This window comes from Sphingomonas sp. Leaf208 (assembly GCF_001421415.1).
GTDB lineage: Bacteria > Pseudomonadota > Alphaproteobacteria > Sphingomonadales > Sphingomonadaceae > Sphingomonas.
On the sequence record NZ_LMKH01000035.1, the window covers coordinates 18,201 to 41,477 of the forward strand.

The following is a 23,277-nucleotide window of genomic DNA, read 5'->3' on the forward strand; positions in this document are numbered from 1 at the left end:
CCGGGTGATCGATATTCCCGCTCCCCTCCGCCTGCGCCTCGACGGCGACGCTCTCGTCCAGAACTGGCGCACACTCGACCGCATGAGCGGCACCGCAGCGTGCGGCGCCGCGGTAAAGGCGAACGGCTACGGTCTCGGCGCGATCGAGGTTGCGCGGCGGTTGGCCAAAGCCGGCTGCCGCGACTTCTTCGTCTCGAACTGGCAGGAAGCCGCCGAACTCGCGCCACTGGGCCTGACCGTCTCCGTCCTCCACGGGGTTCGCGCGGAAGACATGCCCGCCGCAGCCGCCGGCTTCGCCCGCCCGGTCCTCAACACCCCGACCCAAGTTGCGCGCTGGAAAGCGGCCGGCGGTGGCGCATGCGACGTCATGGTCGACACCGGCATCAACCGCCTAGGGGTGTCGGCAGAGGATATCGCAGGCGGCCTGCTCGACGGCCTCACGATCGAAACGCTGATGAGCCACCTGGCGTGCGCCGACGAGGATTCGCCGATGAACGCGGTCCAGCGCGACCGGTTCGCCGCACTTGCGGGGCGCACGACGGCGAAGCGGATGAGCTTGGCCAACTCCGCTGGCATCGCGCTCGACGGCTATGCCTTCGACCTCACGCGGCCTGGGCTGGCTTTGTATGGCGGCATTCCTCGAGGCGATCTGGCCAATGCGATCCAGCCGGTCATGACGATCGAAGCGCAGATACTGCAACGTCGTCGCGTCTCGGCCGGAGAGACTGTGGGCTACAACGCGATTTGGACAGCAGAAGTGGACACGGACGTGGCGGTCGTGAACCTCGGCTATGCAGATGGATATTTCCGCGGCTTTTCCAACCGCGGCACCGCGTGGGCCAAGGATGCGTCCCTCCGGGTCATAGGGCGCGTTTCGATGGACCTCGTAGCGATCTCAGTCGCTCCGATGCCATTGCTGACGGAGGGCGACTGGATCGGCTTTGAGCCGGATTTGCCGCTCGCCGCCGCCGCGTCGGGAATGTCGCAATATGAACTCCTTACGGCCGCTGGCGACAGATTTGATCGAAAATGGATATAATATAGTTACTTTGTTTTAAAAATGTTGCCTGATTACAACGGTTTGTGGAAAAATGACAACTTTGTCACATTGACGTCGCGCTTCTCTGAACTCGACCTTACAAAATCGAGAAACACAGGGGGAATCAACGTGATGCGGTGCACTTTACTCGTTCGAGCTTCGGCTTTTGCAATCTTTGCGGCTGGGATGTCTGCAACCGTACAGGCTCAGACGACGCCGGCCGATCCGGCAGCGACTATCGCCCCTGATACTGACAATCCCACCCAGCCAAACAGCACGCTTAACGCCGACGGTACGGATCGCGGTGCAGATCAGGCGGAAGAGATCACCGTTACTGGATCGCGTATTCGGCTGCCGAATATCACGAGCCTGCAGCCGACGGCCACGGTCAGTCGTCGTTATCTTGAGGAACGCGGCTTTACTAATGCGGCCGATGCACTGAACGAATTGCCCGGCATCCGTGGCAGCGTCTCTCCTAACGGCGCGCAAGGCAGCTTCGGGCAGGGTGTGAACTTCGTGAACGGCTTTGGTTTGGGATCGAACCGTACACTCACACTCGTCAACGGTCGTCGTTTCGTGTCGTCTAACGTGCCGACACTATTTGGACAGGGATCGGCTGGCACCCAAGTCGACATCAACAACATTCCGACCGCGCTGATCGAGAGCATCGACAACGTCAGCATCGGCGGCGCACCGATCTATGGATCGGACGCGATCGCGGGGACGATCAACTTCAAACTTCGTACCGACTTCACGGGTCTGCAAGTGTCAGGTGTGAGCAGCGTCACCGAACAGGGAGACGCATACCGCTATAATTTCAGTGCCGTTGGTGGTTTCAATTTCGCGGGCGGGCGCGGCAACGTCACGGCGTCCTACACGCGTGATCATCAGGACGGCGTGCTGTACAACGCGCGTGGCTTTCTTCGCGAGAATATCGGGGGGGCGAACAACCCCACGACTGCGCAGTCCACGACGCTTGGCCGGCCGGCGGGGACCAGTTTCGCCAATGACGGACGGCTGAATCCGAATATCGGTTACAACGATTCGACGACGGACGGTTTCCCTGGGTCGGTGCTCGTCCGCAACCGGACGATCCCGCTGCTCAACGGCGGCGGCGTGATCACGTCCGCCTTTAACGCTGCCAATGCGTCGGTACCGGGCGCGGTTCAGAATTTTCAGTTCAACCGAAGCGGCAACCTGGTGGCGTTCAATCGTGGCATCCGGTTTGTGACGACGCAGGAAGCCAGCGGTGGCGACGGTTTCCGGTTTAACGACTATTCGCAGATCACCAGCGATGTAGGCCGCGACATCGGCACGATCTTCGCAAATTATGAAGTTAGCCCGGCGGTGAAGCTGTTCGCCGAAGGCTGGTATTCGCATAGCCGCGGCGACGAACTGGTTCAGCAGCCCACCTTCAATTCGAACCTGTTTGGTGGGGCCGCCGGGGCGCTGACGTTCAACGTCAACACGCCATTCCTCACGGATCAAGCGCGGGCCCAATTGCAGGCCCTTGGCGTCAATCGCTTCTCGGTGTCGCGAGCCTCGGCTGACTTGTCCGATCCGACCGGTTTCTCGACCAACGACGTCTACCGTCTGGTGTACGGGGTGCGCGGCGACGTGAAGCTCGGCAGCCGGAATTTCAACTATGAGATCAGCGCGAATTACGGTCGCGCCGACATCCTCGACTCGGGACAGGATCTCAATCAGCAGCGGTTCGTCAATGCGGTCAACGTGACGCGCAACGCATCGGGGCAGATAGTTTGCAATATCGCTGTGACGGCAGCGACGAACGCGGCGCCAGGCGGCCTTTTGCCGGTTGCGGATGCGGCGTGCGTGCCCTTGAACCTGCTTGGTGAGGGGCTTTCGGATCCAGCGGCTCGCGCCTATGTCATTCAGAATGTCGTCACGCGCAGCCGGCTTCAGCAAGCAGTGCTCAACGCGAACTTTGGGGGCAGCCCGTTCGATCTTTTTGGCAACCCCGTAGGCTTCAACATCGGTTACGAGCATCGCCAGGAAGAGGGTAGCTTTACGCCCAGTGCGTTCCAGCAGGCGGGCCTGGGTCGGTCGGTCGCCATTGCGCCTGTGTCGGGGCGCTACAACGTCGACGAAGCATTCGGTGAGGTGATCGTTCCGCTCGTTACGCCTAACAATGGCCTCAGGTTCTTGAACAGGCTCGAACTGAATGCCAGCGGCCGATACGTCGACAATACGGTTAATGGCGGGTTCTTCGCGTGGTCGGCCGGTGGCATTATCTCGCCAATCCGCGATATTTCGTTCCGCGGCAACTATACGAAGTCCTTCCGTGCACCAGCGATCACGGAGTTGTTCCTGCCGACGTCGAATGCGTTCAGCACGGTGACCGATTACTGCAATGCGGCAAACATCAATGCAGGCCCGGCACCTGCGAACCGTGCCCGAAACTGTGCGGCATTTATTGCGACCTTCCCGAACGCTACGCCGCTCGATGCGTCGTTCTCGACCGTGCCGAGCCGTTCGGGCGGCAATCCGACGCTAGACAACGAGGTAGCGCGCAGCTTCACCTATGGCGTTATTCTAGAGCCGCGATTTATTCCTGGTCTGACGATCTCGGTGGATTACACCAGCATCAAGATCTCGAAGCCGATCGCCAGCTTGACGATCGCCCAGATCGGATCGGCCTGCTTCGATAACGATTCGTTCGACGCCAGCGACCCGGCGAACGGTAACGCCTTCTGCTCGTTGCTACGCCGCTATCCAGCTGGTAGCCCGGGTATGGCTGCAAACGGTGGGCCGATTGCCGGACAGATCATTAGCGATCCGGCAAACCCGGGCATCAACTTTGCCTATACCAACGGTAACAAGTACACGTTCAACGGTATCCAGAGCGAACTCGACTACTTCCGACCGTTGTCGGGCCTTGGGCTCGCGGGTTCCGCTGGTATCCAGGGACGCCTGCAATATGTTCATCGTCGCATCAACGACGTTACGGGCATAGCGCCGACCCGTATCGACGGGACCTATGGCGATCCCACGTTCCAGGGCCAGCTGACATTGCGCTACGTCGGCGAGCAGTTCGGTATCTCCAGCTCGTTCCAGTATACTGGAGAGCAGTTGGCGTCGCGCGTTTCACGGGGTGCCGATATTCGCGAGATCGACGAGGTTGACGATTATGTGCTGGTCAATCCAAGCATGTATTTCGATGTCGAAAAGAAGTTCCGGCTTACGTTTTCGGTATCAAATCTGTTCAATCGCCATGGTCAAAAATATTATGGGGCGTACATTCCGAACAGCTATCTGAATTTTGACACGACGAGCCTGTTGCTTGGGCGGCGATTTACAGTTGCAGCTCGCGCAACCTTCTAAATATCGCTACCGTAAAGGCCCGTTCCAGCGATGGAGCGGGCCTTATTGCGTTTCGTACTGATCGAGTTTTACCGCTCGATACACATGGCGATACCCATGCCGCCGCCGATGCACAGCGTCGCCAGTCCGCGCTTCGAATCGCGCTTCTGCATCTCGTAGATCAGCGTCGTCAGGACTCGGGCGCCGCTAGCGCCGATGGGGTGGCCGATCGCGATGGCTCCGCCGTTGACGTTGACCTTGTTCGCGTCCCAGCCGAGTTCCTTGCCGACCGACAGGGCCTGGGCGCCGAAGGCTTCGTTGGCTTCGATCAGGTCGAGGTCGGCTAGCGTCCAGCCGGCCTTCTCCAGCGCGCGCCTTGTGGCGGGGACGGGGCCGATGCCCATCACCGATGGGTCGACGCCGGCCGAGGCCCAGCTCTTGATCGTCGCGAGGATGGTCGAGCCGCGGCGTTCGGCTTCGTCGCGACGCATCATTACCAGGGCGGCGGCGCCGTCATTGAGGCCGCTGGCGTTAGCCGCCGTTACCGTGCCGTCCTTCTTGAACGCGGGCTTCACACCGGAGACGCTCTCGATCGTCGCGCCAGCGCGGATGTATTCGTCATCGGCCACCACCGTGTCGCCCTTGCGGCCCTTGATCGTGACGGGCGCGATCTCGTCCTTGAAGCGGCCCGAACCGCGCGCCGCCTCGGCCTTGTTCTGCGAGGCGACCGAGAACGCGTCCTGCTCGCCGCGCGTGACCTGATATTGCTCGGCGAGATTCTCCGCGGTGATGCCCATGTGATAGCCGTTGAAGACGTCGGTCAGGCCGTCGCTGACCATCGTGTCGACGAGGCTGAGATTGCCCATCTTCTGCCCGCCGCGGATCGACTGCGCGTGCGCGGAGAGCGACATCGATTCCTGGCCGCCCGCGACGACGATGGTCGCGTCGCCGGTCTGGATCGCTTGCGCGGCAAGCGCGACCGCGCGGAGGCCCGAGCCACAGACTTGGTTGACGCCCCAGGCGGGGATCTCCTTCGGCACGCCGGCGGCCATCGAGGCCTGGCGGGCGGGGTTCTGTCCCTGGGCTGCGGTGAGGACCTGGCCGAGAATGACTTCGGAGACGTCTTCGCCGGCCACGCCCGCCTGTTCGAGCGCGGCTTCAATCGCGATGCGACCGAGTTCGTGCGCGGGTACGCTCGCGAACGCGCCGAGGAAGCTGCCGACGGGGGTGCGCTTGGCGGCGGTGATGACGACGTCGTGGGGGTTCAGGTCGGTCATGTCGGGATCCTCTATGGTTGGACCCCATGTAGGTCAGCCGAGCGCGGCGATCCAGTTGGCGAGCGGTTCCCACAGGCGCGAGCGTGCGGAGCGGCCGACGATCATGCCGACATGCCCCGCGCCGAGATCGCGGCGGTCGGCGAGACCGATCGCGGTGGCGGCGGGGACGATGCGGTCGCTGAGCGATACGAACTCGACCGTGGGGCAGGCTAGTGTGAGCGGATCGACCGGGGTGCCGGCGATGACCCAGCCGCCCTTGCCGGGCAGGTCGTTGGCGATGCAGTCCTCGAACAGCGACGCGGCGGCGGCGTAGGGGAGGGGGGCGCCGGCGTTGGCCCAATCCTCGAGTCGGACGAATGCGCGTGCTGCGTCGCTGTCTGTGGCGAGATCGGCGAAGGCTTCGTATTTTGCGATGGTGCGCGCAGGGTCGAGTTGCCAGAAGCCGGCCTGGAGCACTTCCATCGGGAGGAGGCCGAGCATCGCGGCGGCGGGCTGGACCGCAGCCCAGGTCGCGGCGAGCGTGGGACGGCCTTCGCCATAACCAGCGAAGTGCCACGGGGCGGCGATCGTTGCCACACCGGCGGTGGGCGTGATCGCAGCAGCGCCCAGCGCGAGCGTGCCGCCGAGGCAATAGCCGACCAGCACTGGAGGCTCGGGAAGTGCCTGGAGCAGCGGGACGAGCAACCGCTCGACATGCGCCGCCAGATCGAGGTCGCGGTCCGCGTCGCCGGGTGATCCCCAGTCGACCAGCCAAACGTGGAATCCCTGCGCTGCGATCCATTGCACCAGCGAAGACTCGGGCGAATGATCGAGGATGTCGGGCGGGTTTATCAACGATGGGACGAACACGACGGGACGCCCTTCGCCGCCATAATCGCGCAACGCGACCCGGCCAACGCGGTGGATCGCAGGCTTCGGATCGGGGCGTTGCTCTCGTGGCGCGCCCTGATACGCGCGCAATCCCGCTAGGGCGCGGGCCATGCGCTCCGGCGATGCTGCAGTCTCGTTGCGCAACACGGAAAGGAACAAGGGTAAGGGCCTCGGACCTTGTTGCGGTGCGTCATCAAAGACTGTAGCCTCCGTTTCAAACATAAGACGGGGGATCCATGAAGAAGCAAAAGGCTGCCGACGGAATCGTCATCATCAAGAAGTACGCCAACCGGCGGCTCTATAACACCGAGTCGTCATCCTACATCACGCTCGATCATCTCGCGACGATGACCCGCGAGGGACGCGACTTCAAGGTGGTCGATGCGAAGACCGACGAGGACATCACGCACAACGTCCTGACGCAGATCATCATGGAGGAGGAGAGCCGCGGCGAGACGATGATGCCGGTGAACTTCCTGCGCCAGCTGATCTCGATGTATGGCGACTCGATGCAGACGATGGTGCCGGGGTATCTCGAGGCGTCGATGGACAGCTTCCGCCGCAACCACGACCAGTTTAAGTCCGCGGTCGAAGGCGCGTTCGCGAACTCGCCCTTCGCCGACATTGCCAAGCGCAACCTCGAAATGTTCGACGCCGCAACACAGGCGATGACCCCGCCCGCACCTGCGCCTGCACCCGCCGCCAGCAAGGACGACGAGATTGCGGCGCTGCGCAACGAACTCGCCAAGTTGCAGGAAAAGGTCGAGAAGCTCGGCTGAACGATGGCCCCGGTTCTGTGGAGTTTGAGCGGAGGTCTCGCCGCGCTGGCCGTTGTGGCGGGGCTTGGCGAACGCAGACGGCGCCGTCGGCGCGATCCGGATTCGGTGGGCTGGGTCGACTGGCCGACCGTCCAGATGCTGGCGCTGATCGGACTCGCGGTGACGATCGGCCTCGCGTTCAAGACTTGAGGTAACCGCGCCTCGTCATCGGGGAGCGTCGGTACGCAGGCGATAGACGCTCTGCGGCAACCCGCCGATCTTCACTGAGCCGACCAATCGATACCGCTTGGCGATCGCGCGCAGTACCAGCGCCTGGGTCGCGAGGTTCGTGCTGGGTTTCGGCGCGCGTACGACGATCACGCCAGGCCGGGCTGCGAGCAACCGCGTGACTTCCACGACCGGATCGACCCCCGTGCCGTGCGACTCGGTCGTCTGGCCCAGATGACTGCGGAATATATACGGCGTCGGCAGGCAGGACCGGGTCAGGAAATAGAGGATCGGTTCGCTGCCATAGGCGAACATGCAGCCGCGGGGTTGCTGGCCGATCATCTGGACGAGTTGCGCGATCTGGTGGGCATTGCCACGCCGTCCGATGCGGACGCCGGTCATGACGGTCGCCGCCAGCGCGCCGGACACCAGCACGGCGGCAAGGCGGACCATGGTCGTGCGGACGGTCGGGCCGCTCAGCCCCGTGCCGGCGGCGACCGACAGCGGCAGCGCGAGGGGCAGCAGGTAGAGCAGCTCGAACGTATGCATGATGAGGATCGCGATTACGGCCGCCGCGAGCCATCCGAGCGCGAAGCTTCCCGTCCGACGGCCACGCCATGCAAGCCAGGCGAGCGGCAGGCTCATGCCCACGCCGCCCAGCAGCTTCAGCAGGTTGGAGCTGAGCGTATCGTCGTCCTGCTGACCGAAGATCGACAGGAAATTGGCGAAGACGAAGGCGTCGCCGTGGCCCGCCGCGGCATAGACTATCCAGGCAAGCGCGGTCGGGAACAGCGCTGCGCCGATCCACAAGGCGGCATCGGCCGCTAGGCGACCGATCGACCGCCCCTCGCGATACGCGGCCCACACCAGCGTCAGGCCGAAGAATATCCCCTCGAACATGGCGGTGTACTTGATTTGCATCGCCAGGCCGATCAGCAGCATCGCACCGGCACCGCGCAAGGAGATATGCCGGTGGCCGCGGGTCGTATCGAGCACCAGCAGCGCGGCGGCTGCCATCAAGGCATTGCCCCATATTGCCGACTGCCCGCCCGCACCGTCGAACACGATGATCCAGACGAGATAGATCAGCGCCGCGCCGACGCTCGTCAACGGGTTCGCATCATCGGAGGACAAGCGGCTGACGATCCGCGCGACCAGGAATGCCGTGGCGGTGGCGACGATCGTCGCGGCAAGCTGGTACATCAGCACGCCATCGCCGCCGACGCTGCGGATGCCGGCGAAGATCAGGAACAGGCCGACCGGCTTGCGATCGAAGATGTCGACGAACGGCCACGCGCCGTGCAGCAGGCGATCGCCGACCAGCAGGTAGAATTGCTCGTCGCTGTGGATCACCGGATTGCCGAAGAACGGACTACGGAGCGCGAAGGCGACGAGGAGCAGCAAGATTGCCTGCCCCGATCGGTGACGCAGGCTAAACATGGGCAGTCCTAATAAAAATGCGTCAATTCGAGCTTGCGTATGGTGCCGTCGCATAGTCCGAGCGTCACGACGCGGCCGGGCATGCCCGCCGTCCATGACGCGATCGGGCTCGTCGAATAGCCGCCGGTGACGGGTATGCCGTCGATCGTGCAGATCAGGTCGCCGTCCTTCCAGCCCGATACCGCCGCCGGGCCGCCGCGCATCACGTGAAGGACTTTCAACCGGTCCTTCTCGATGCCGATGAGCAGGCCACTGGTCGAACGCGGCGGCGGCAGGTCGGCCTTGGGACCTCGGCTGAGCACCATCCGCCGTGCGCCGGGATCAAGCAGGACGCGGTAGTTCTGAAGGAAGCCGGAGCCGATCCGCCCGGCGGTGCCGATCGCCTGCGAGAAGCCGTCTGCGGGTTCGATCCGGACCTCGGCCTCGCGCGCGATCATCTCGCCGACGCCAATCTCAGGAACGATCGCAAGACCGCTGACCGCCGGGCCGGCGAGCCCGAACGCGATTGCGCTGGTGGTGCGCAACGCTTTCAGGTTTGCCGCCTGCCATCCCGCCGCCGTGACGGTGATCGACGAGCCGTCGCCGGTGTCGACCACGATCGGCGCCAAGCGCCGGCCGCCCAGTGTGAGCGCGCTTTCGTAGACGCTGCGCTCGGCGGACACGCGCAGCGGTGCGTTCTCGCCCTTGAACGGCAGGCGGCCGGAGCGGAGCAGGCGGAAGCGCTTGGCGGCGTAATCGATGTCGAGCGCATGGCCGGCGAGCATGTCGGCACCGACCAGCAGGTCGACCGCGGAGGCGCTGCCGGTGGCGATCGCGGGCAGGTCGGCGACGGTCACGCCGCCACCGGTCCGCGCAAGGCCACCGAGCGCGACCGAGCGCGTCGGCATCCAGCCGAGTGCGACCGATCCGCCGATCGCGGTCGCGCTGCCACCCGCGACCAGCTTGGCGGGATCGACCGCGGGGGAGGCCTTGGCGAGCAGCGTGTAGCTGACGCCGGTGTCGAGGATCGCGGTCACGTCGCGGCCGTCGAGCTGCATCTTGAAGCGGATCTGGTTGCCGGGGGTGAGGTCGAACGCGATCCAGCGCGCTTCGGCGTCCGCCGAGAGATGGTAGACGCCGCGGTCGCGTGCGGCGGGGGACGTCGCGGTTGCCGGAGCGGATTTCGAAGGCTCGCGCGCCGAGACGAAGAGGACCGCGATCAGCGGGACGAGGGTGAGCAGGGCACGACGCATGTGGCGCTGTCCCCTAGCGGGTCGCGGGACGGGTACAAGCGGGGGCTTCGCTGGGGCGGGGCGGAGACGGGGTGGATAGCGATGCGGCGTGCTTGCCTGCGAGCAGTATCCGCTTGGCACGGCGCGCTTTATCTTGATCCAGTTAAGTCTGGCCTGGCGAAACAATAATTGCTCTCCGGCTAACGCGGGAGTCCCGGGTCACAAGCGGCGGCGTTCGTGACTGCTGGCCCCCGCGTTCGCGAGGGAACGGTAGGAGGGGCGTGCAGTGGCTTGAGCCAGTCTTGCAATCAGTCCGACGAACTAGCGCGCCGAGACCAGCCTAGAACAGTTCGGGATGCACTCAACGTTCGCAACGGCCGCCACCCCGGCGGAGGCCGGGGCCCAGTTGGGGGACGGTGATGACAGCGGACCGCGCTCCATCATTGCCACCTTTCCAACTGGGCCCCGGCCTCCGCCGGGGTGGTGGCCTACGCCCAGGTGATCGGCTTAACAGGGACGGTAACGGTCGAGGAGGTGGGTGCAATCGGCGACTCCCCTACAGGCACGCCTCAAGATACGCTTGGTCGAACCCGAACTGCTTGGCCTTTTCCAGCGTATACGGCCGCAACCCCATCGACCGGTACTCGCCGAGAATCTTACCGTCCGCCGACTCGTCCATATACTCGAACTTGAACAGCTCCTGCGTGACGATCACCGGGCCTTCCATGCCGATCACCTCGGTGATGTTGGTCACGCGGCGCGAGCCGTCGCGCAGGCGCTTCACCTGGATGATCAGCTCGACCGAATCCGCGATCTGGCGCGAGATGGCTTCCTTCGGCACCTTGATGTCGGACATCATCACCATGTTCTCCATGCGGGCGAGCGCCTCGCGCGGGGAGTTGGCGTGGAGCGTGCACATCGAGCCGTCGTGACCCGTGTTCATGGCGGCGAGCATGTCGAAACACTCTGAGCCACGAATTTCGCCCAGGATGATCCGGTCCGGCCGCATACGCAGTGCGTTCTTCACGAGATCGCGGATCGAGATCTCGCCCTGGCCTTCGAGATTGGCCGGGCGCGTTTCGAGCGGGAGCCAGTGCGGCTGTTGCAGGCGAAGCTCGGCGGCGTCCTCGATCGTCAGGACGCGCTCGCCCGGGTCGATCATCTTCGACAGCGCGTTGAGCATCGTCGTCTTGCCCGAACCGGTCCCGCCCGAGATGACGACGTTGAAGCGCGAGGCGCCGGCGATCTTCAGCGCGGTCGCCATCTTCAGCGACATCGATCCGAATCCCGCCATCATGTCGAGCGTGATCGGTTTCGCGGAGAATTTACGAATCGAGATCGCAGTGCCGCGAAGCGACAGCGGCGGGACGATCACGTTGACGCGAGACCCGTCCTTCAGACGCGCATCGGCGAGCGGCGAGGTCTGGTCGACGCGCCGGCCGACCGAGTTCACGATCCGCTGCGCGATCTGGAACAGGTGTTCTTCGTCGCGGAACTGGATCGGTGCGAGTTCGAGCTTACCCTTGCGCTCGACATAGGTCTGGTCGGGGCCGTTCACCATGATGTCGGTGATGTTCGGATCCGCCAGCAGTTCTTCCAACGGCCCGAGCCCGAGCAGTTCGTCGACCAGCACTTTTTCCAGCGCGAACTGTTCGCGGCGATTGAGCGTCAGCTTCAGCTCGGCGAGCACTTCGCCGATGATCGGACGGAATTCCTCGGCCAGCTCGTCCTTGTTGAGCGTTGCCGCAGCTTCGGGATCAACGCGTTCGAGCAGGCGCGGGAGCACCTGTTCCTTGATCTTGTGGATCGACTGTTCGAAGCCCTCGGTCCGGCTGTTGCCCGCTTCCCCGCTCGCATTCTGGCGATCGGACAGGCGCTGCATCGCGTCCAGCTGGCCGGCGGGCATCATGCCCGAACTGAATCCGTCGGTCTCCCCCGGCATCGGCAGCGAATCGATCGGCGGGAATTGGGCACCGCCCTCGGGTTCCGCGCGCGCCACAGGATTGCTGCCCGAGCTTCCCTGCATCGGACGCGCGACGCCGAATGCGGGACGGGCCGACTGCCCCCCGCTGATGCCATTACGACGCCCGAATGCGCTCATGCCTGTATCCCTGGATGAATGCCGACCGGGTTAGGCGCGAAGGCTTGATAATTTGCTAACCAAAACAGGCGCGTGAAAGCGCCGCTGTCGCGCGGTGCAATGGTCAGGGTTGATCGCCGCCGCGAACTCCCCGAAGGCATGCACATGATCCGCCTGCTGCTTCTTCTCGCGCTCATCTTCGGGTTGGCGAGCTCCGCATCTGCGGACGACATCGCCGCCACCGGGCGCGGCGTCGTGCGCGTCGTGACGATCGCGGTGGTCGACGACCAGGTGGTCGGCTTCGGCCATGGCAGCGGCTTCGCGATCGCGCCCAACCGGATCGTCACCAACGCGCACGTCGTCGATCTCGCCGAGCGCTATCCCGACAACGTCGTCGTCGGCATCGTCCCGACCGAGGGCAGCAAGTCCTACCAGGGCAAGGTGATCGCGTATGATTCGCAGCGCGACCTGGCGCTGATCGAGTTCACCGGAGCACGCCTGCCGCCGAGCGCGCTGTATACCGGGCCGATGACCGAGGGCGATCCGGTAGTGTCGCTCGGCTTCCCGGGGAACGTCGACCTGGCGACCGCGCGATCAGCGGCGGACTATATCCGGCCGATGACGCCGGTGCGGTCGGAGGGCGTGCTTTCCGGGCGGCGCGTGTTGAGCAGCGTCGAGGTGCTTCTTCACACGGCGAGCATCGCACGCGGCAATTCGGGTGGGCCGCTGCTTGATCGCTGCGGGCGGGTGATCGGCGTGAACTCGGCGATCACGCGCGGCGAGGAGGGCGATTCGACGTTCGGGTTCGCGATTGCGGATACCGAACTGGCGGGCTTCCTCCACGATGCGAAACAGCCTTATGCGTCGATCGGGACGGGGTGCACGTCGATCGAGGATCGCTTGCGGCAGGACGCCGACGCGGATGCGAAGGCGACCGCCGATGCGGCGTCCGCCAAGCGCGACGCCGCGACGCAGGATGCGATGACTCGCGAGGTCGCACTGGAGAAGGCGCGGACCGAGGCCGGGCGCGCGCGCGAGAACGTCATGGCGCTCGCCGGACTGCTGCTGGTGGCGGGGGCGCTGGTGATCGGGAGCGCGGGGTTGCTCGAATCGCGCGGACAACGGCGGCAGGCGGTGTGGGCGCTGGGTATCGGCGGGCTGAGCGTGCTGGTCGCGATTGTCGTGTTCGTGCTGCGCCCGTCGGGTGAAGTCGACGTGCCGCTGTCCGCGCTGCCGAAGACGCGGATATCGACGCCCGACGCGGCGCTCGGCAAGCTCATGTGCACGCTGATCCCGGAGCGGAGCCGGATCACGATCTCGTCGAGCGAGGGCGTGCCGATCGACTGGGGCGCGAAGGGGTGTGTCAACGGCAAGACGCAATATGTCGGCGCGAATGGTCGATGGGACCGCGTGCTGGTGCCCGACGCCGAGCAGACCGTATCCGTGCTGTCGTTCGATCCGGCAACGCGCGTCTATTCGAACACGCGCTATCTGATGTCGGCGGCGGGGATGGAAGCGGCCCGGACCGCGCGCGGCGTCGTGCCGAACGTGTGTAACATGGATGAGGCGGCGTTGGGTCGGCTTGCGGGGCAGCAGGCGGCGGTCCGTGCGGTATTGCCGCCGTTGCCGAACGAGAAGCTGGTTTATTCCTGCAAGTCGGCGCGCTGAGCTTCGGAGGCGAGTAGCGCGCGCTTGCGGTCCAGCCCGTAGGCATAGCCGCCGAGTGCGCCGCCGATGCGCTGCGCGCGGTGGCAGGGGATGACGATCGAAACCGGGTTTTGGCCGCACGCGGTACCGGCGGCGCGGACCGCGGCGGGGCGGCCGGCCAGGGCTGCGAGTTCGCTGTACGTGCGGGTTTCGCCGATCGGGATGGTGCGAAGGGCTTGCCAGATCGCTTCCTGGAACGCCGTGCCGCGGACGTCGAGCGGGAGGTCTTGGTCGCGGTCGGGGGATTCGACTGCCGCGACGACGTGCGCCGCCAGATCCGCGAGGGCTTCGTCGCCGGGCTCGATCGTGGCGTTGGGGAAGCGGCGACGGAGTTCGTCCGCGTCTTCGTCGAACGACACGCGGCACAGGCCCTTGTCGGTCGCGGCGACGAACAGCGCGCCCAGGCTCGTGTCGGCGATGGTCCAGCGGATCGTGACGCCTTCGCCGCCGCGCGCCCAGGCGCTGGGGGCCATGCCGAGCCGTTTGGCGTCCGCCTCGTAGAAGCGGCTGGGGGCGGAATAGCCGGCGTCGTAGATCGCTTCGATCACGGTCGAATCCTCCGATAAGGCGTTGGCCGCGCGTCCGGTGCGGAGCGCACGCGCGTAAGCGGCGGGGGTGACGCCGGTGGCGCGTTTGAATAGGCGGTGGAAATGATACGGCGCGTAGCCGACTGTGGCCGCGACCGCGTCGAGCGAGAGGCGGTCTTCGGCGGCTTCGAGCAGCGCAACGGCGGCGGCGACGGCGATGCGGTCGCGGCCGACTTCATCGGGTGTGCAGCGCAGGCAGGCGCGGAAGCCGGCGGCGCGGGCGCTGGCTGCGTCGGGGTGGAAGGTGACGTTCTCGCGCTTCGGGTGACGCGCTGGGCAGCTTGGCTTGCAGTAGATGCCGGTGGTCTTCACGCCGACGACGAACCGGCCGTCCCAAGCGCGGTCGCGGGCGTCGAACGCTGTCCAGGCGGTGTCGTCGTCGAGGCGAGGGGCGGTGGTCATGGCGTCGTTATAGGCGCTGTCGCCGCGCGTGCATCCCGTGGCTTGCGCTCAAAGCGGAGCTAATCGGATGCCCGGCCGTTCTCGTGGGCATACCTCCTAACGAAAGATGTCTCATGGCCTCCGACACGCCCGTCTGGTTCATTTCCGGCTGCTCGACCGGTTTCGGTCGCGAACTCGCCAAGCTCGTGCTCGCGCGCGGCTGGCGTGCGGTGGTCACCGCGCGAGATGCGGATCGCGTTGCCGATCTGGCAAAGGGCGCCGAGGATCGTGCGCTCGCGTTGTCGCTCGACGTGACGGAGCAGGCGCAGATCGACGATGCCGTGGCGCAGGCCAAGGCCAAGTTCGGGCGAATCGACGTGCTCGTTAACAACGCGGGATACGGCTATCAGGCGTCGGTCGAGGAGGGCGTCGAGTCCGAGATCCGCGCGCAATTCGATGCCAACGTTTTCGGGTTGTTTGCGCTGACTCGGGCCGTGTTGCCGGTGATGCGAACGCAGAGGAGCGGCAATATCATCAACATTACGTCGGTCGCGGGCCAGGTCGGGTTCCCAGGCTCGGGCTATTACGCCGCGTCGAAGCATGCGGTCGAGGGGTGGTCGGACGCGCTGCTCGCCGAGGTGAAGCCGCTTGGGATCGACGTGACGTGTGTTGAGCCGGGGCCGTTCCGGACGGATTGGGCCGGGCGTTCGCTGAAGCAGACGCCGGTGAAGATCGCGGACTACGCCGATACGGCGGGCAAGCGGCTGGATGGGACGCGTGAGGTTAGCGGGACTCAGGCGGGTGATCCGGTGCGGGCTGGCGAGGCGATGATTGCGTTGGCCGAGGATGCGAACCCGCCGCGGCATCTGGTGCTGGGGGCCTGGGGGTATGATGCTGTAACGAAGAAGCTGGCTGAGCGGCTGAAGGAGATTGAGGCGCACAAGGCGGATAGCCTTGGGGCGGATTTTCCGGAGGAATAATCTCGGAGCAGCGCGAGAGAGAGTTGTTTCCCCGCGAAGGCGGGGACCCAGACTGGGCTCCCGCCTTCGCGGGAGAACAAGGGAGCAGAGGTTGGCTTCACGTCTACAGCGCTAGTCTGCGTGAGGCCTTCTACCAAAGCCGCCACCCCGGCGAAGGCCGGGGTCCAATGGGGGGACGTTGCTAACGGAACGCATCCCTCAATTATTGCCACCTTTCCAATTGGGCCCCGGCCTTCGCCGGGGTGGTGCAAATGGGAAGGGGCCGATCAGCCCCCGTTGGCGCGGAACAGGTCCAGCGTCCGCTGTTTCGCCAGATCCGCACTAGGCTCGTGATAATCCTTTCGCCGGTCCGAATTGAACCCGTGCCCCGCCTCGTAGACATACACCGTCGCGTTCGGCCAATCCTTGGCGATGACCTGCTCGACGCCCTCCATCGGGATACCATGGTCGTGGCGACCGAAGTGGAGGATCACCGGCACCTTCGGTTCCTCGTCCGCCGCCGCCGGGATCATGCTGCCGTAATAGCCGCTCGCCGCCGCGACGCCGGTGAGCTTAGTCGCGGCGAACCACGCGACCGAGCCGCCATAGCAATAGCCGACCACGAACACCGGCCCGGCGGGGGCGAGCGTGTCGATGCAGGTCTGGACGTCCTTCAGCGAGAGATCGAACGGGTGGAGCTGCCGAGCGAGTTCGACGCCACGCGCGAGGCCGTCGCCCGAATAGTCCGCCTCGAAGCCGGGATGCTCGCGATCGAACAGGGCCGGTGCCAGGACCTCATAACCGTCCGCCGCGTACTCGTCGCAGAGGTCGCGGATGTGGTCGGTCACGCCGAAGATCTCCTGCACCAGTACGAGGCCGCCGCGGCGCTCGCCGGTCGGCTGCGCATGATAGACCGCGACGGTCGCGCCGTCGGACATCGTCATCGTTTCCATCGTGCCGGTCATTCTGATTCCTCGTCGTGTGATCCAATTCGTCACCATTATCGTCATTCCCGCGGAGGCGGGAAGCCATAGTGGCAGGCCGTGCGGTGAAAGCGCCGGGTCAGGAGGAAATGGATCCCCGCCTGCGCGGGGATGACGGGAAGGGGCGGAATCGTAAGCTTCCAACCTTCGGTCAATGACAAAACAGTCACAAACCCTTCCCTCTGACCCTCCCGCCGGGTTGCCAATCCGCGAACCCGATGCTACCCGCGCCGCGTCCCATGAGAGGTGCTTTCGCGCCCTCTTCCCCCATGGGGCGGCACTATTTTCGGTTTCAGGCGAGGATTCAAAGGTCCGTGGAGACATCCCCCGGTAATGTCGGCGGCGCCATTCAGGCGAGCTTGGGCGGGCGTTATGCGCTGGCCCTGTTCGAACTCGCCCGTGATGTGAAGACGATCGACGCGGTCGAGTCGAGCCTGGCGAACGTGCGCGACGCGCTTGCGCAGTCGGAGGACTTCCGTACGCTCACGTCCAGCCCGATGGTGTCGCGTGGCGCCGCCGTGAAGGCTGTCTCAGCGGTCGCCGACGAACTCGGTGTCGATGCGACCACCAAGAGCTTCCTCGGCGTCCTCGCCGAGAACCACCGGCTCGGCGCACTGCCGAAGATCATCAAGGCATTCCGGACACTTGCCGCGCAGCATCGCGGCGAGATCGCCGCCGAGGTGACGTCCGCGCATCCGCTGACCGACGAGCAGGTGATCGAGCTGAAGCATCAGCTCCGCCAGCGTGTCGGCCGTGAAGTTTCCGTCGACCTCAGCGTCGACCCATCGTTGCTGGGTGGACTCGTCGTCCGCGTCGGCAGCCAGATGATCGATTCGTCGATCAAGACGCGTCTCAACACTCTCGCGCACGCGATGAAGGGCTAAGCTAATGGATATCCGCGCCGCAGAAATCTCGAAGATCATCAAGGATCAGATCGCCAATTTCGGCACCGAGGCCCAGGTCAGCGAGACCGGCCAGGTGCTGAGCGTCGGCGACGGCATCGCGCGCATCTTCGGCCTCGACAACGTCCAGGCCGGCGAGATGGTCGAATTCTCGAACGGCGTGCAGGGCATGGCGCTCAACCTCGAGGCCGATAACGTCGGCGTCGTGATCTTCGGGAGCGATTCCGAGATCAAGGAAGGCGACATCGTCAAGCGTACCGGCACGATCGTCGACGTGCCGATCGGCAAGGAGCTGCTCGGCCGCGTGGTCGATGGCCTCGGCAACCCGATCGACGGCAAGGGCCCGATCCACACCACCGAGCGCAGCCGCGTCGAAGTGAAGGCACCGGGCATCATCCCGCGCCAGTCGGTCAGCGAGCCGGTCCAGACCGGGCTCAAGGCGATCGACGCGCTCGTCCCCGTCGGCCGCGGCCAGCGCGAGCTGATCATCGGCGATCGCCAGACCGGCAAGTCCGCCGTCGCGATCGACGCGTTCATCAACCAGAAGATCGCCAACGCCGGCGACGACGAGTCGAAGAAGCTGTATTGCGTGTATGTCGCGATCGGCCAGAAGCGCTCGACCGTCGCCCAGCTCGTCAAGACGCTCGAAGAGAATGGCGCGATGGAATACACCATCGTCATCGCCGCGACCGCGTCGGACCCTGCACCGCTCCAGTATCTCGCGCCCTACACCGGCGTCGCGATGGGCGAGTATTTCCGCGATCGCGGCATGCACGCGCTGATCTGCTACGACGATCTGTCGAAGCAGGCGGTCGCGTATCGCCAGATGTCGCTGCTGCTGCGTCGTCCTCCCGGCCGTGAAGCCTATCCGGGCGACGTGTTCTATCTGCACAGCCGTCTGCTCGAGCGTGCGGCGAAGATGTCGGACGCGAATGGCGGCGGCTCGCTGACCGCGCTGCCGATCATCGAGACGCAGGCGGGCGACGTTTCGGCGTACATCCCGACCAACGTGATCTCGATCACCGACGGCCAGATCTTTCTCGAGACCGACCTGTTCTTCTCGGGTGTCCGCCCGGCGATCAACGTCGGCCTGTCGGTGAGCCGCGTCGGTTCGGCCGCTCAGACCAAGGCGATGAAGAAGGTGTCGGGCTCGATCAAGCTCGAGCTGGCGCAGTACCGCGAAATGGCGGCGTTCGCGCAGTTCGGGTCGGATCTCGATGCGTCGACCCAGAAGTTGCTCAACCGCGGCGCGCGTCTGACCGAGCTGCTCAAGCAGGCACAGTTCTCGCCGCTGCCGTTCGAGGAGCAGACCGTGTCGATCTTCGCCGGCACCAGCGGCTATCTCGACAAGGTGCCGGTCGCCGACGTGACCCGCTACGAGCAGGCACTGCTGGCCGACATGCGTGCGAACCATGCCGACGTGCTGACGCTGATCCGCGATACCCGCGACCTGGGTAACGAGGCGAAGGACAAGCTGAAGGCAGCGCTCGAAGCGTTCGCGAAGACTTTCGCTTAAGTAAAACTCCCTCTCCCCGCTGGGGAGAGGGTCGGGGTGAGGGGTAGTACCGCGAGGTGCCGCTCCCGTGGCAGCCCCTCACCCCAACCCTCTCCCCGGAGGGGCGAGGGAGCAGGAAGAGAAGATGGCATCACTTAAGGCCCTCAAGATCCGCATCGGCTCGGTGAAGTCGACGCAGAAGATCACCAAGGCGATGAAGATGGTCGCCGCTGCGAAACTGCGCCGTGCGCAGGACGCGGCGGTCGCCGGGCGTCCGTATGCCGAGCGTCTCGAAGCGGTGATGGCGAGCCTCGCGGGGCGCGTCGGCATCGCGCCGGGCGCCTCGCCGCTGCTCGCGGGCACCGGCAAGGACCAGGTCCACCTGATCGTCATCGCGACGTCGGAGCGTGGCCTCGCGGGTGCGTTCAACACCAACATCGTCCGTGCGGCACGTCGCAAGGCCGAGGAGCTGATCGCGGCGGGCAAGACGGTGAAGTTCTACGTCGCCGGCAAGAAGGGGCGCGTGATCAAGCGCTTCTTCCCGAACGACATCCTCGCCGATCACGAGATGGGTCAGATCAAGCGGCTCGCGTTCAGCGATGCGCAGGAAATCTCCGAGGACCTGATCAAGCGCTTCGGCGAAGGCCAGTTCGACGTCGCGCATCTGTTCTACGCGAAGTTCGTCTCGGCGCTGGTGCAGGTCCCGACCGGCATCCAGATTATCCCGATTCCCCTGTCGGCTATCCCGGGCGCGGAAGCAAAGCCGGGTGCGCCCGCCGAAGCCGTGGTCGAGTACGAGCCCGACGAGGAAGCGATCCTCGCCGACCTCCTGCCGCGCAACGTCGCGATCCAGATTTTCCGCGCGCTGCTCGAAAACGCAGCGTCGGAGCAGGGCTCGCGCATGAACGCGATGGACAACGCCACGCGCAATGCCGGCGACATGATCACGCGTCTCTCGATCCAGTATAACCGTACCCGCCAAGCCGCGATCACGACCGAGCTGGTCGAAATCATCTCGGGCGCCGAAGCGCTCAAGTAAGTCCAAGGAAGCAGACAATGGCAACCGCCCCAGAGACCCTCGGAACCACGCTCGCCCCCAAGGCCACCAACAACACCGGCCGCATCTCGCAGGTCATCGGTGCGGTCGTCGACGTGCATTTCCCCGACAATTTGCCCGCCATTCTGTCGGCGCTCGAAACCGACAATAACGGCAACCGGCTCGTGCTCGAAGTCGCGCAGCATCTCGGCGAGAACACCGTTCGCACGATCGCGATGGACGCCACCGAGGGCCTGACCCGCGGCCAGACCGTCACCGACACCGGCTCGCAGATCCGCGTACCGGTCGGCCCGAAGACGCTCGGCCGCATCCTCAACGTCATCGGCGAGCCGATCGACGAGCGTGGTCCGGTCGGCGCAGAGACGACCGCTCCGATCCATGCTTCGGCACCTTTGTTCGTCGACCAGTCGACCGAGAGCGCGATCCTGGTCACCGGCATCAAGGTCATCGATCTGCTCGCGCCGTATGCGAAGGGCGGCAAGATCGGCCTGTTCGGCGGCGCCGGCGTCGGCAAGACCGTGCTGATCCAGGAGCTGATCAACAACATCGCCAAGGGCCACGGCGGCACGTCGGTGTTCGCAGGCGTCGGCGAGCGTACCCGCGAGGGTAACGATCTGTACCACGAGTTCCTCGACGCGGGCGTCATCGCCAAGGATGCCGACGGCAATCCGCAGTCGGAAGGCTCGAAGGTCGCGCTCGTGTTCGGCCAGATGAACGAGCCGCCAGGCGCACGCGCCCGCGTCGCACTGTCGGGCCTGACGATCGCCGAGTATTTCCGCGACGTCGAAGGCCAGGACGTGCTGTTCTTCGTCGACAACATCTTCCGCTTCACGCAGGCGGGCGCCGAGGTTTCGGCACTGCTCGGTCGTATTCCGTCGGCGGTGGGCTATCAGCCGACGCTGTCGACCGACATGGGCGCGCTGCAGGAGCGCATCACCTCGACCAACAAGGGGTCGATCACCTCGGTGCAGGCCGTGTACGTTCCCGCAGACGATCTTACCGATCCGGCGCCGGCAACGTCGTTCGCTCACTTGGACGCCACGACCAACCTCAACCGCGCGATCTCGGAGCTGGGCATCTACCCGGCAGTCGATCCGCTCGACTCGACCTCGCGTCTGCTCGAGCCACGCGTCGTCGGCCAGGAGCATTACGACACCGCGCGTGCGGTCCAGTCGACGCTGCAGAAGTACAAGTCGCTGCAGGACATCATCGCGATCCTCGGCATGGACGAGCTGTCCGAAGAGGATAAGCTCACCGTCCAGCGGGCGCGGAAGATCCAGAAGTTCCTGAGCCAGCCGTTCCACGTCGCCGAGGTCTTTACCGGCATCAGCGGCAAGTTCGTCCAGCTCGAGGACACGGTCCGGTCGTTTAAGGCCGTGGTCGAGGGCGAGTATGATCACCTGCCCGAGGCCGCGTTCTACATGGTCGGCGGCATCGACGAAGCCGTCGCCAAGGCCGAAAAGATGGCTTCCGAGGCTTAAGCCTTTCTAGCTCCCTCTCCCCTCCGGGGAGAGGGTTGGGGTGAGGGGCCGCCACAAGCAGCCTTCGCCCGGTACTGCCCCTCACCCCGACCCTCTCCCCGCAGGGGAGAGGGAGAAGGCGAACAAGATGCTGCATTTCGAACTCGTCACGCCAGAAAAGCTCGTCCGCTCGGAGGAGGTCTACATGGTCGTCGTCCCCGGCACCGAAGGCGATTTCGGCGTCCTCGAAGGCCACGCGCCGTTCATGTCGACGGTCCGCGATGGCGGCGTGCAAATCTTCCGTACGCAGAACGGCACGCCCGAGATCATCGCGATCAAGGGCGGTTTCGCCGAGGTCAACGCCAAGGGCCTGACCGTCCTCGCCGAACACGCCGGCGAATAACGCCTGTCAGGCGAGCGCCGGTGCTCGCCTGATCGATACCGATGGCCGACGCTGCAACCGTGCCAGCAGCGGCCGCTCGATCCACCGATGCACCGCCAGTCCCAGCATCGTCGACGCGACGATGAACGCCAGCGCGAACGGATAGGGCGACATGGTTGGGGCGTAGCCTCCGACCATCCAGAGCAGCGCGATTAGGCAGGGATGGGTCAGGTACGTCGAATAGGACGCATCGCCCACGCGTGCGACGATCCGTTCGAACCGTCCCTCCGCCGATGTGTCGATCACCCCGACTACCACTAGTGCCCAGGGAATGCCCCACGTCCAGGTCCGCGCGAAGCCCGAGGTGCCGGCAACGGCAACTTCGATCTGAAGCGGTAGCGGCACGCCTAGTCCGAAGGCGATCCCGACCACCAGCAGCACGGTCCCGATGACGAGCGCAGGCGTCGCATAGCGTGCGCTGATCCCGCTGCGCCAAGCCATCCACACACCTACGCCGAGCGCAAATTCGAGCAGGAGCGGGTTCAGTAGCAGCCTCAAAGGCGCCCAGCCGGGATGAACGACGCTGCCGATCAGCGCCAACGCCACCGTGAGGGCCAGCAGCGTTTCGACACGGCGCTGCGGCGCCCGCATGGCAACCGCCACGATGACATAGAACGCGAATTCGAACCCGAGCGTCCAGCCCGGATACAGCGCGGGAACATGGTAGCCCGCTCCGTCGAGAACGGGCAGCACGGTGATCGACATCCACGCCGCCGCAACCGTCAACGGGTCGTGCATGATTAGCATGTAGACTGCGCTGACGCTCGCGAACAGCGGCACGATCCGCAGCCATCGCTTTGCCAGGAACCGCCACGAATCAGCGTCCGCGGTCGCCAGCGATTGCGCCATGACGAATCCGCTGATGACGAAGAACAGATCGACCCCGCTCGCACCGAACATCGACAGGTTGGGGACCGACGGTACGAACTTCCCGGTCAGTGCGACCGGCCCGGAATCGATCATGTCGGACGCGTGCATCAGCAACACGAGCGTGGCTGCGAGTGCGCGAAGCCACTGGATGGGAGCGATGCGGGACGGCGTCATCCGGCAGGCATACCGGGCCTAGCGTTAAGGCCGCGT

Annotated in this window: 19 protein-coding genes; 11 read left to right on the top strand and 8 right to left on the bottom strand. The window is 65.0% G+C overall.

Annotation, left to right across the window (positions count from 1 at the left end; translation table 11 throughout):
* Positions 1-13 precede the first annotated feature (13 nt).
* Together alr and ASE69_RS15150 are read left to right on the top strand one after the other, a co-directional pair.
* Entirely contained in the window at positions 14-1,039 is a 1,026-nt protein-coding gene (gene alr, locus ASE69_RS15145; protein ID WP_056489373.1) for an alanine racemase, read from the top strand.
* 21 nt (positions 1,040-1,060) lie between these two features.
* Positions 1,061-4,381: a TonB-dependent receptor domain-containing protein gene (locus tag ASE69_RS15150; RefSeq protein WP_235518845.1), complete on the top strand. Its 3,321-nt coding sequence runs from the start codon at positions 1,061-1,063 to the stop codon at positions 4,379-4,381.
* Positions 4,382-4,449: 68 nt separating this feature from the next.
* Here ASE69_RS15150 and ASE69_RS15155 read toward each other — a convergent pair whose 3' ends face one another.
* Both ASE69_RS15155 and ASE69_RS15160 read right to left on the bottom strand, forming a co-directional pair.
* Positions 4,450-5,637: an acetyl-CoA C-acetyltransferase gene (locus ASE69_RS15155; RefSeq protein ID WP_056488441.1), complete on the bottom strand. Its 1,188-nt coding sequence runs from the start codon at positions 5,635-5,637 to the stop codon at positions 4,450-4,452.
* A gap of 33 nt (positions 5,638-5,670) precedes the next feature.
* The gene (locus tag ASE69_RS15160) at positions 5,671-6,618 is read right to left on the bottom strand and encodes an alpha/beta fold hydrolase (protein ID WP_056488444.1); all 948 of its coding nucleotides are present in this window, start codon (positions 6,616-6,618) and stop codon (positions 5,671-5,673) included.
* Positions 6,619-6,743: 125 nt separating this feature from the next.
* On the opposite strand from ASE69_RS15160, the gene phaR reads away from it, so the two are divergent.
* The gene (gene phaR, locus ASE69_RS15165; protein ID WP_056065197.1) at positions 6,744-7,286 is read left to right on the top strand and encodes a polyhydroxyalkanoate synthesis repressor PhaR; all 543 of its coding nucleotides are present in this window, start codon (positions 6,744-6,746) and stop codon (positions 7,284-7,286) included.
* A gap of 3 nt (positions 7,287-7,289) precedes the next feature.
* Positions 7,290-7,475, top strand: coding sequence for a hypothetical protein (locus ASE69_RS15170; protein ID WP_056488446.1), 186 nt, complete (start codon positions 7,290-7,292; stop codon positions 7,473-7,475).
* A 15-nt stretch (positions 7,476-7,490) separates the two neighbouring features.
* On the opposite strand, the gene ASE69_RS15175 is transcribed toward ASE69_RS15170, so the two are convergent.
* The 3 genes from ASE69_RS15175 to ASE69_RS15185 form a co-directional block, all read right to left on the bottom strand.
* Entirely contained in the window at positions 7,491-8,933 is a 1,443-nt protein-coding gene (locus ASE69_RS15175) for a hypothetical protein (RefSeq protein ID WP_056488448.1), read from the bottom strand.
* 8 nt (positions 8,934-8,941) lie between these two features.
* Complete coding sequence (locus ASE69_RS15180; protein WP_056488451.1) at positions 8,942-10,165, bottom strand: hypothetical protein; 1,224 nt, start codon at positions 10,163-10,165, stop codon at positions 8,942-8,944.
* 535 nt (positions 10,166-10,700) lie between these two features.
* On the bottom strand, positions 10,701-12,245 hold the full coding sequence (locus ASE69_RS15185; protein WP_056488455.1) for a CpaF family protein: 1,545 nt from the start codon (positions 12,243-12,245) through the stop codon (positions 10,701-10,703).
* 72 nt (positions 12,246-12,317) lie between these two features.
* On the opposite strand from ASE69_RS15185, the gene ASE69_RS15190 reads away from it, so the two are divergent.
* Entirely contained in the window at positions 12,318-13,892 is a 1,575-nt protein-coding gene (locus ASE69_RS15190) for a S1C family serine protease (RefSeq protein ID WP_321163584.1), read from the top strand.
* Here the strand turns inward: ASE69_RS15190 and ada are convergent.
* Entirely contained in the window at positions 13,868-14,920 is a 1,053-nt protein-coding gene (gene ada, locus ASE69_RS15195) for a bifunctional DNA-binding transcriptional regulator/O6-methylguanine-DNA methyltransferase Ada (protein ID WP_056488459.1), read from the bottom strand. The genes ASE69_RS15190 and ada overlap by 25 nt on opposite strands.
* Before the next feature lie 113 nt (positions 14,921-15,033).
* Between ada and ASE69_RS15200 the strand changes: the two genes are divergently transcribed.
* Positions 15,034-15,879: an oxidoreductase gene (locus ASE69_RS15200; RefSeq protein ID WP_056488462.1), complete on the top strand. Its 846-nt coding sequence runs from the start codon at positions 15,034-15,036 to the stop codon at positions 15,877-15,879.
* Positions 15,880-16,145: 266 nt separating this feature from the next.
* On the opposite strand, the gene ASE69_RS15205 is transcribed toward ASE69_RS15200, so the two are convergent.
* Positions 16,146-16,823 carry a dienelactone hydrolase family protein gene (locus ASE69_RS15205; protein WP_056488465.1) on the bottom strand — a complete coding sequence of 226 codons (678 nt, stop codon included), beginning with the start codon at positions 16,821-16,823 and terminating at the stop codon, positions 16,146-16,148.
* Positions 16,824-17,155: 332 nt separating this feature from the next.
* Here ASE69_RS15205 and ASE69_RS15210 point away from each other — a divergent pair, with 332 nt between their 5' ends.
* The 5 genes from ASE69_RS15210 (at position 17,156) to ASE69_RS15230 (ending at position 22,158) form a co-directional block, all read left to right on the top strand.
* Positions 17,156-17,725 (top strand): F0F1 ATP synthase subunit delta, encoded by a 570-nt coding sequence (locus ASE69_RS15210; protein ID WP_056488468.1) that lies wholly within the window; start codon positions 17,156-17,158, stop codon positions 17,723-17,725.
* Between the two features lie 4 nt (positions 17,726-17,729).
* Positions 17,730-19,259 carry a F0F1 ATP synthase subunit alpha gene (gene atpA / locus ASE69_RS15215; protein WP_056488470.1) on the top strand — a complete coding sequence of 510 codons (1,530 nt, stop codon included), beginning with the start codon at positions 17,730-17,732 and terminating at the stop codon, positions 19,257-19,259.
* Positions 19,260-19,383: 124 nt separating this feature from the next.
* Positions 19,384-20,277, top strand: coding sequence for a F0F1 ATP synthase subunit gamma (locus tag ASE69_RS15220; protein ID WP_056065178.1), 894 nt, complete (start codon positions 19,384-19,386; stop codon positions 20,275-20,277).
* Positions 20,278-20,294: 17 nt separating this feature from the next.
* On the top strand, positions 20,295-21,776 hold the full coding sequence (atpD, locus tag ASE69_RS15225) for a F0F1 ATP synthase subunit beta (protein WP_056488474.1): 1,482 nt from the start codon (positions 20,295-20,297) through the stop codon (positions 21,774-21,776).
* 127 nt (positions 21,777-21,903) lie between these two features.
* Complete coding sequence (locus tag ASE69_RS15230) at positions 21,904-22,158, top strand: ATP synthase F1 subunit epsilon (RefSeq protein WP_056488477.1); 255 nt, start codon at positions 21,904-21,906, stop codon at positions 22,156-22,158.
* Positions 22,159-22,164: 6 nt separating this feature from the next.
* Here ASE69_RS15230 and ASE69_RS15235 read toward each other — a convergent pair whose 3' ends face one another.
* Positions 22,165-23,241 carry an acyltransferase family protein gene (locus ASE69_RS15235; RefSeq protein WP_056488480.1) on the bottom strand — a complete coding sequence of 359 codons (1,077 nt, stop codon included), beginning with the start codon at positions 23,239-23,241 and terminating at the stop codon, positions 22,165-22,167.
* Positions 23,242-23,277: the final 36 nt, after the last annotated feature.

What these genes read in the sequence shown, in the direction of transcription:
- ASE69_RS15150 (WP_235518845.1), top strand. Translation starts at nt 1,061, where the DNA reads ATGTTGCCTGATTACAACGGTTTGTGGAAAAATGACAACTTTGTCACA.
- ASE69_RS15180 (WP_056488451.1), bottom strand. Translation starts at nt 10,165, where the DNA reads ATGCGTCGTGCCCTGCTCACCCTCGTCCCGCTGATCGCGGTCCTCTTC.
- ASE69_RS15175 (WP_056488448.1), bottom strand. Translation starts at nt 8,933, where the DNA reads ATGTTTAGCCTGCGTCACCGATCGGGGCAGGCAATCTTGCTGCTCCTC.
- ASE69_RS15200 (WP_056488462.1), top strand. Translation starts at nt 15,034, where the DNA reads ATGGCCTCCGACACGCCCGTCTGGTTCATTTCCGGCTGCTCGACCGGT.
- ada (WP_056488459.1), bottom strand. Translation starts at nt 14,920, where the DNA reads ATGACCACCGCCCCTCGCCTCGACGACGACACCGCCTGGACAGCGTTC.
- ASE69_RS15160 (WP_056488444.1), bottom strand. Translation starts at nt 6,618, where the DNA reads ATGGCCCGCGCCCTAGCGGGATTGCGCGCGTATCAGGGCGCGCCACGA.
- ASE69_RS15230 (WP_056488477.1), top strand. Translation starts at nt 21,904, where the DNA reads ATGCTGCATTTCGAACTCGTCACGCCAGAAAAGCTCGTCCGCTCGGAG.
- ASE69_RS15170 (WP_056488446.1), top strand. Translation starts at nt 7,290, where the DNA reads ATGGCCCCGGTTCTGTGGAGTTTGAGCGGAGGTCTCGCCGCGCTGGCC.
- ASE69_RS15235 (WP_056488480.1), bottom strand. Translation starts at nt 23,241, where the DNA reads ATGACGCCGTCCCGCATCGCTCCCATCCAGTGGCTTCGCGCACTCGCA.
- phaR (WP_056065197.1), top strand. Translation starts at nt 6,744, where the DNA reads ATGAAGAAGCAAAAGGCTGCCGACGGAATCGTCATCATCAAGAAGTAC.
- ASE69_RS15155 (WP_056488441.1), bottom strand. Translation starts at nt 5,637, where the DNA reads ATGACCGACCTGAACCCCCACGACGTCGTCATCACCGCCGCCAAGCGC.
- ASE69_RS15220 (WP_056065178.1), top strand. Translation starts at nt 19,384, where the DNA reads ATGGCATCACTTAAGGCCCTCAAGATCCGCATCGGCTCGGTGAAGTCG.
- ASE69_RS15205 (WP_056488465.1), bottom strand. Translation starts at nt 16,823, where the DNA reads ATGACCGGCACGATGGAAACGATGACGATGTCCGACGGCGCGACCGTC.
- atpA (WP_056488470.1), top strand. Translation starts at nt 17,730, where the DNA reads ATGGATATCCGCGCCGCAGAAATCTCGAAGATCATCAAGGATCAGATC.
- ASE69_RS15185 (WP_056488455.1), bottom strand. Translation starts at nt 12,245, where the DNA reads ATGAGCGCATTCGGGCGTCGTAATGGCATCAGCGGGGGGCAGTCGGCC.
- atpD (WP_056488474.1), top strand. Translation starts at nt 20,295, where the DNA reads ATGGCAACCGCCCCAGAGACCCTCGGAACCACGCTCGCCCCCAAGGCC.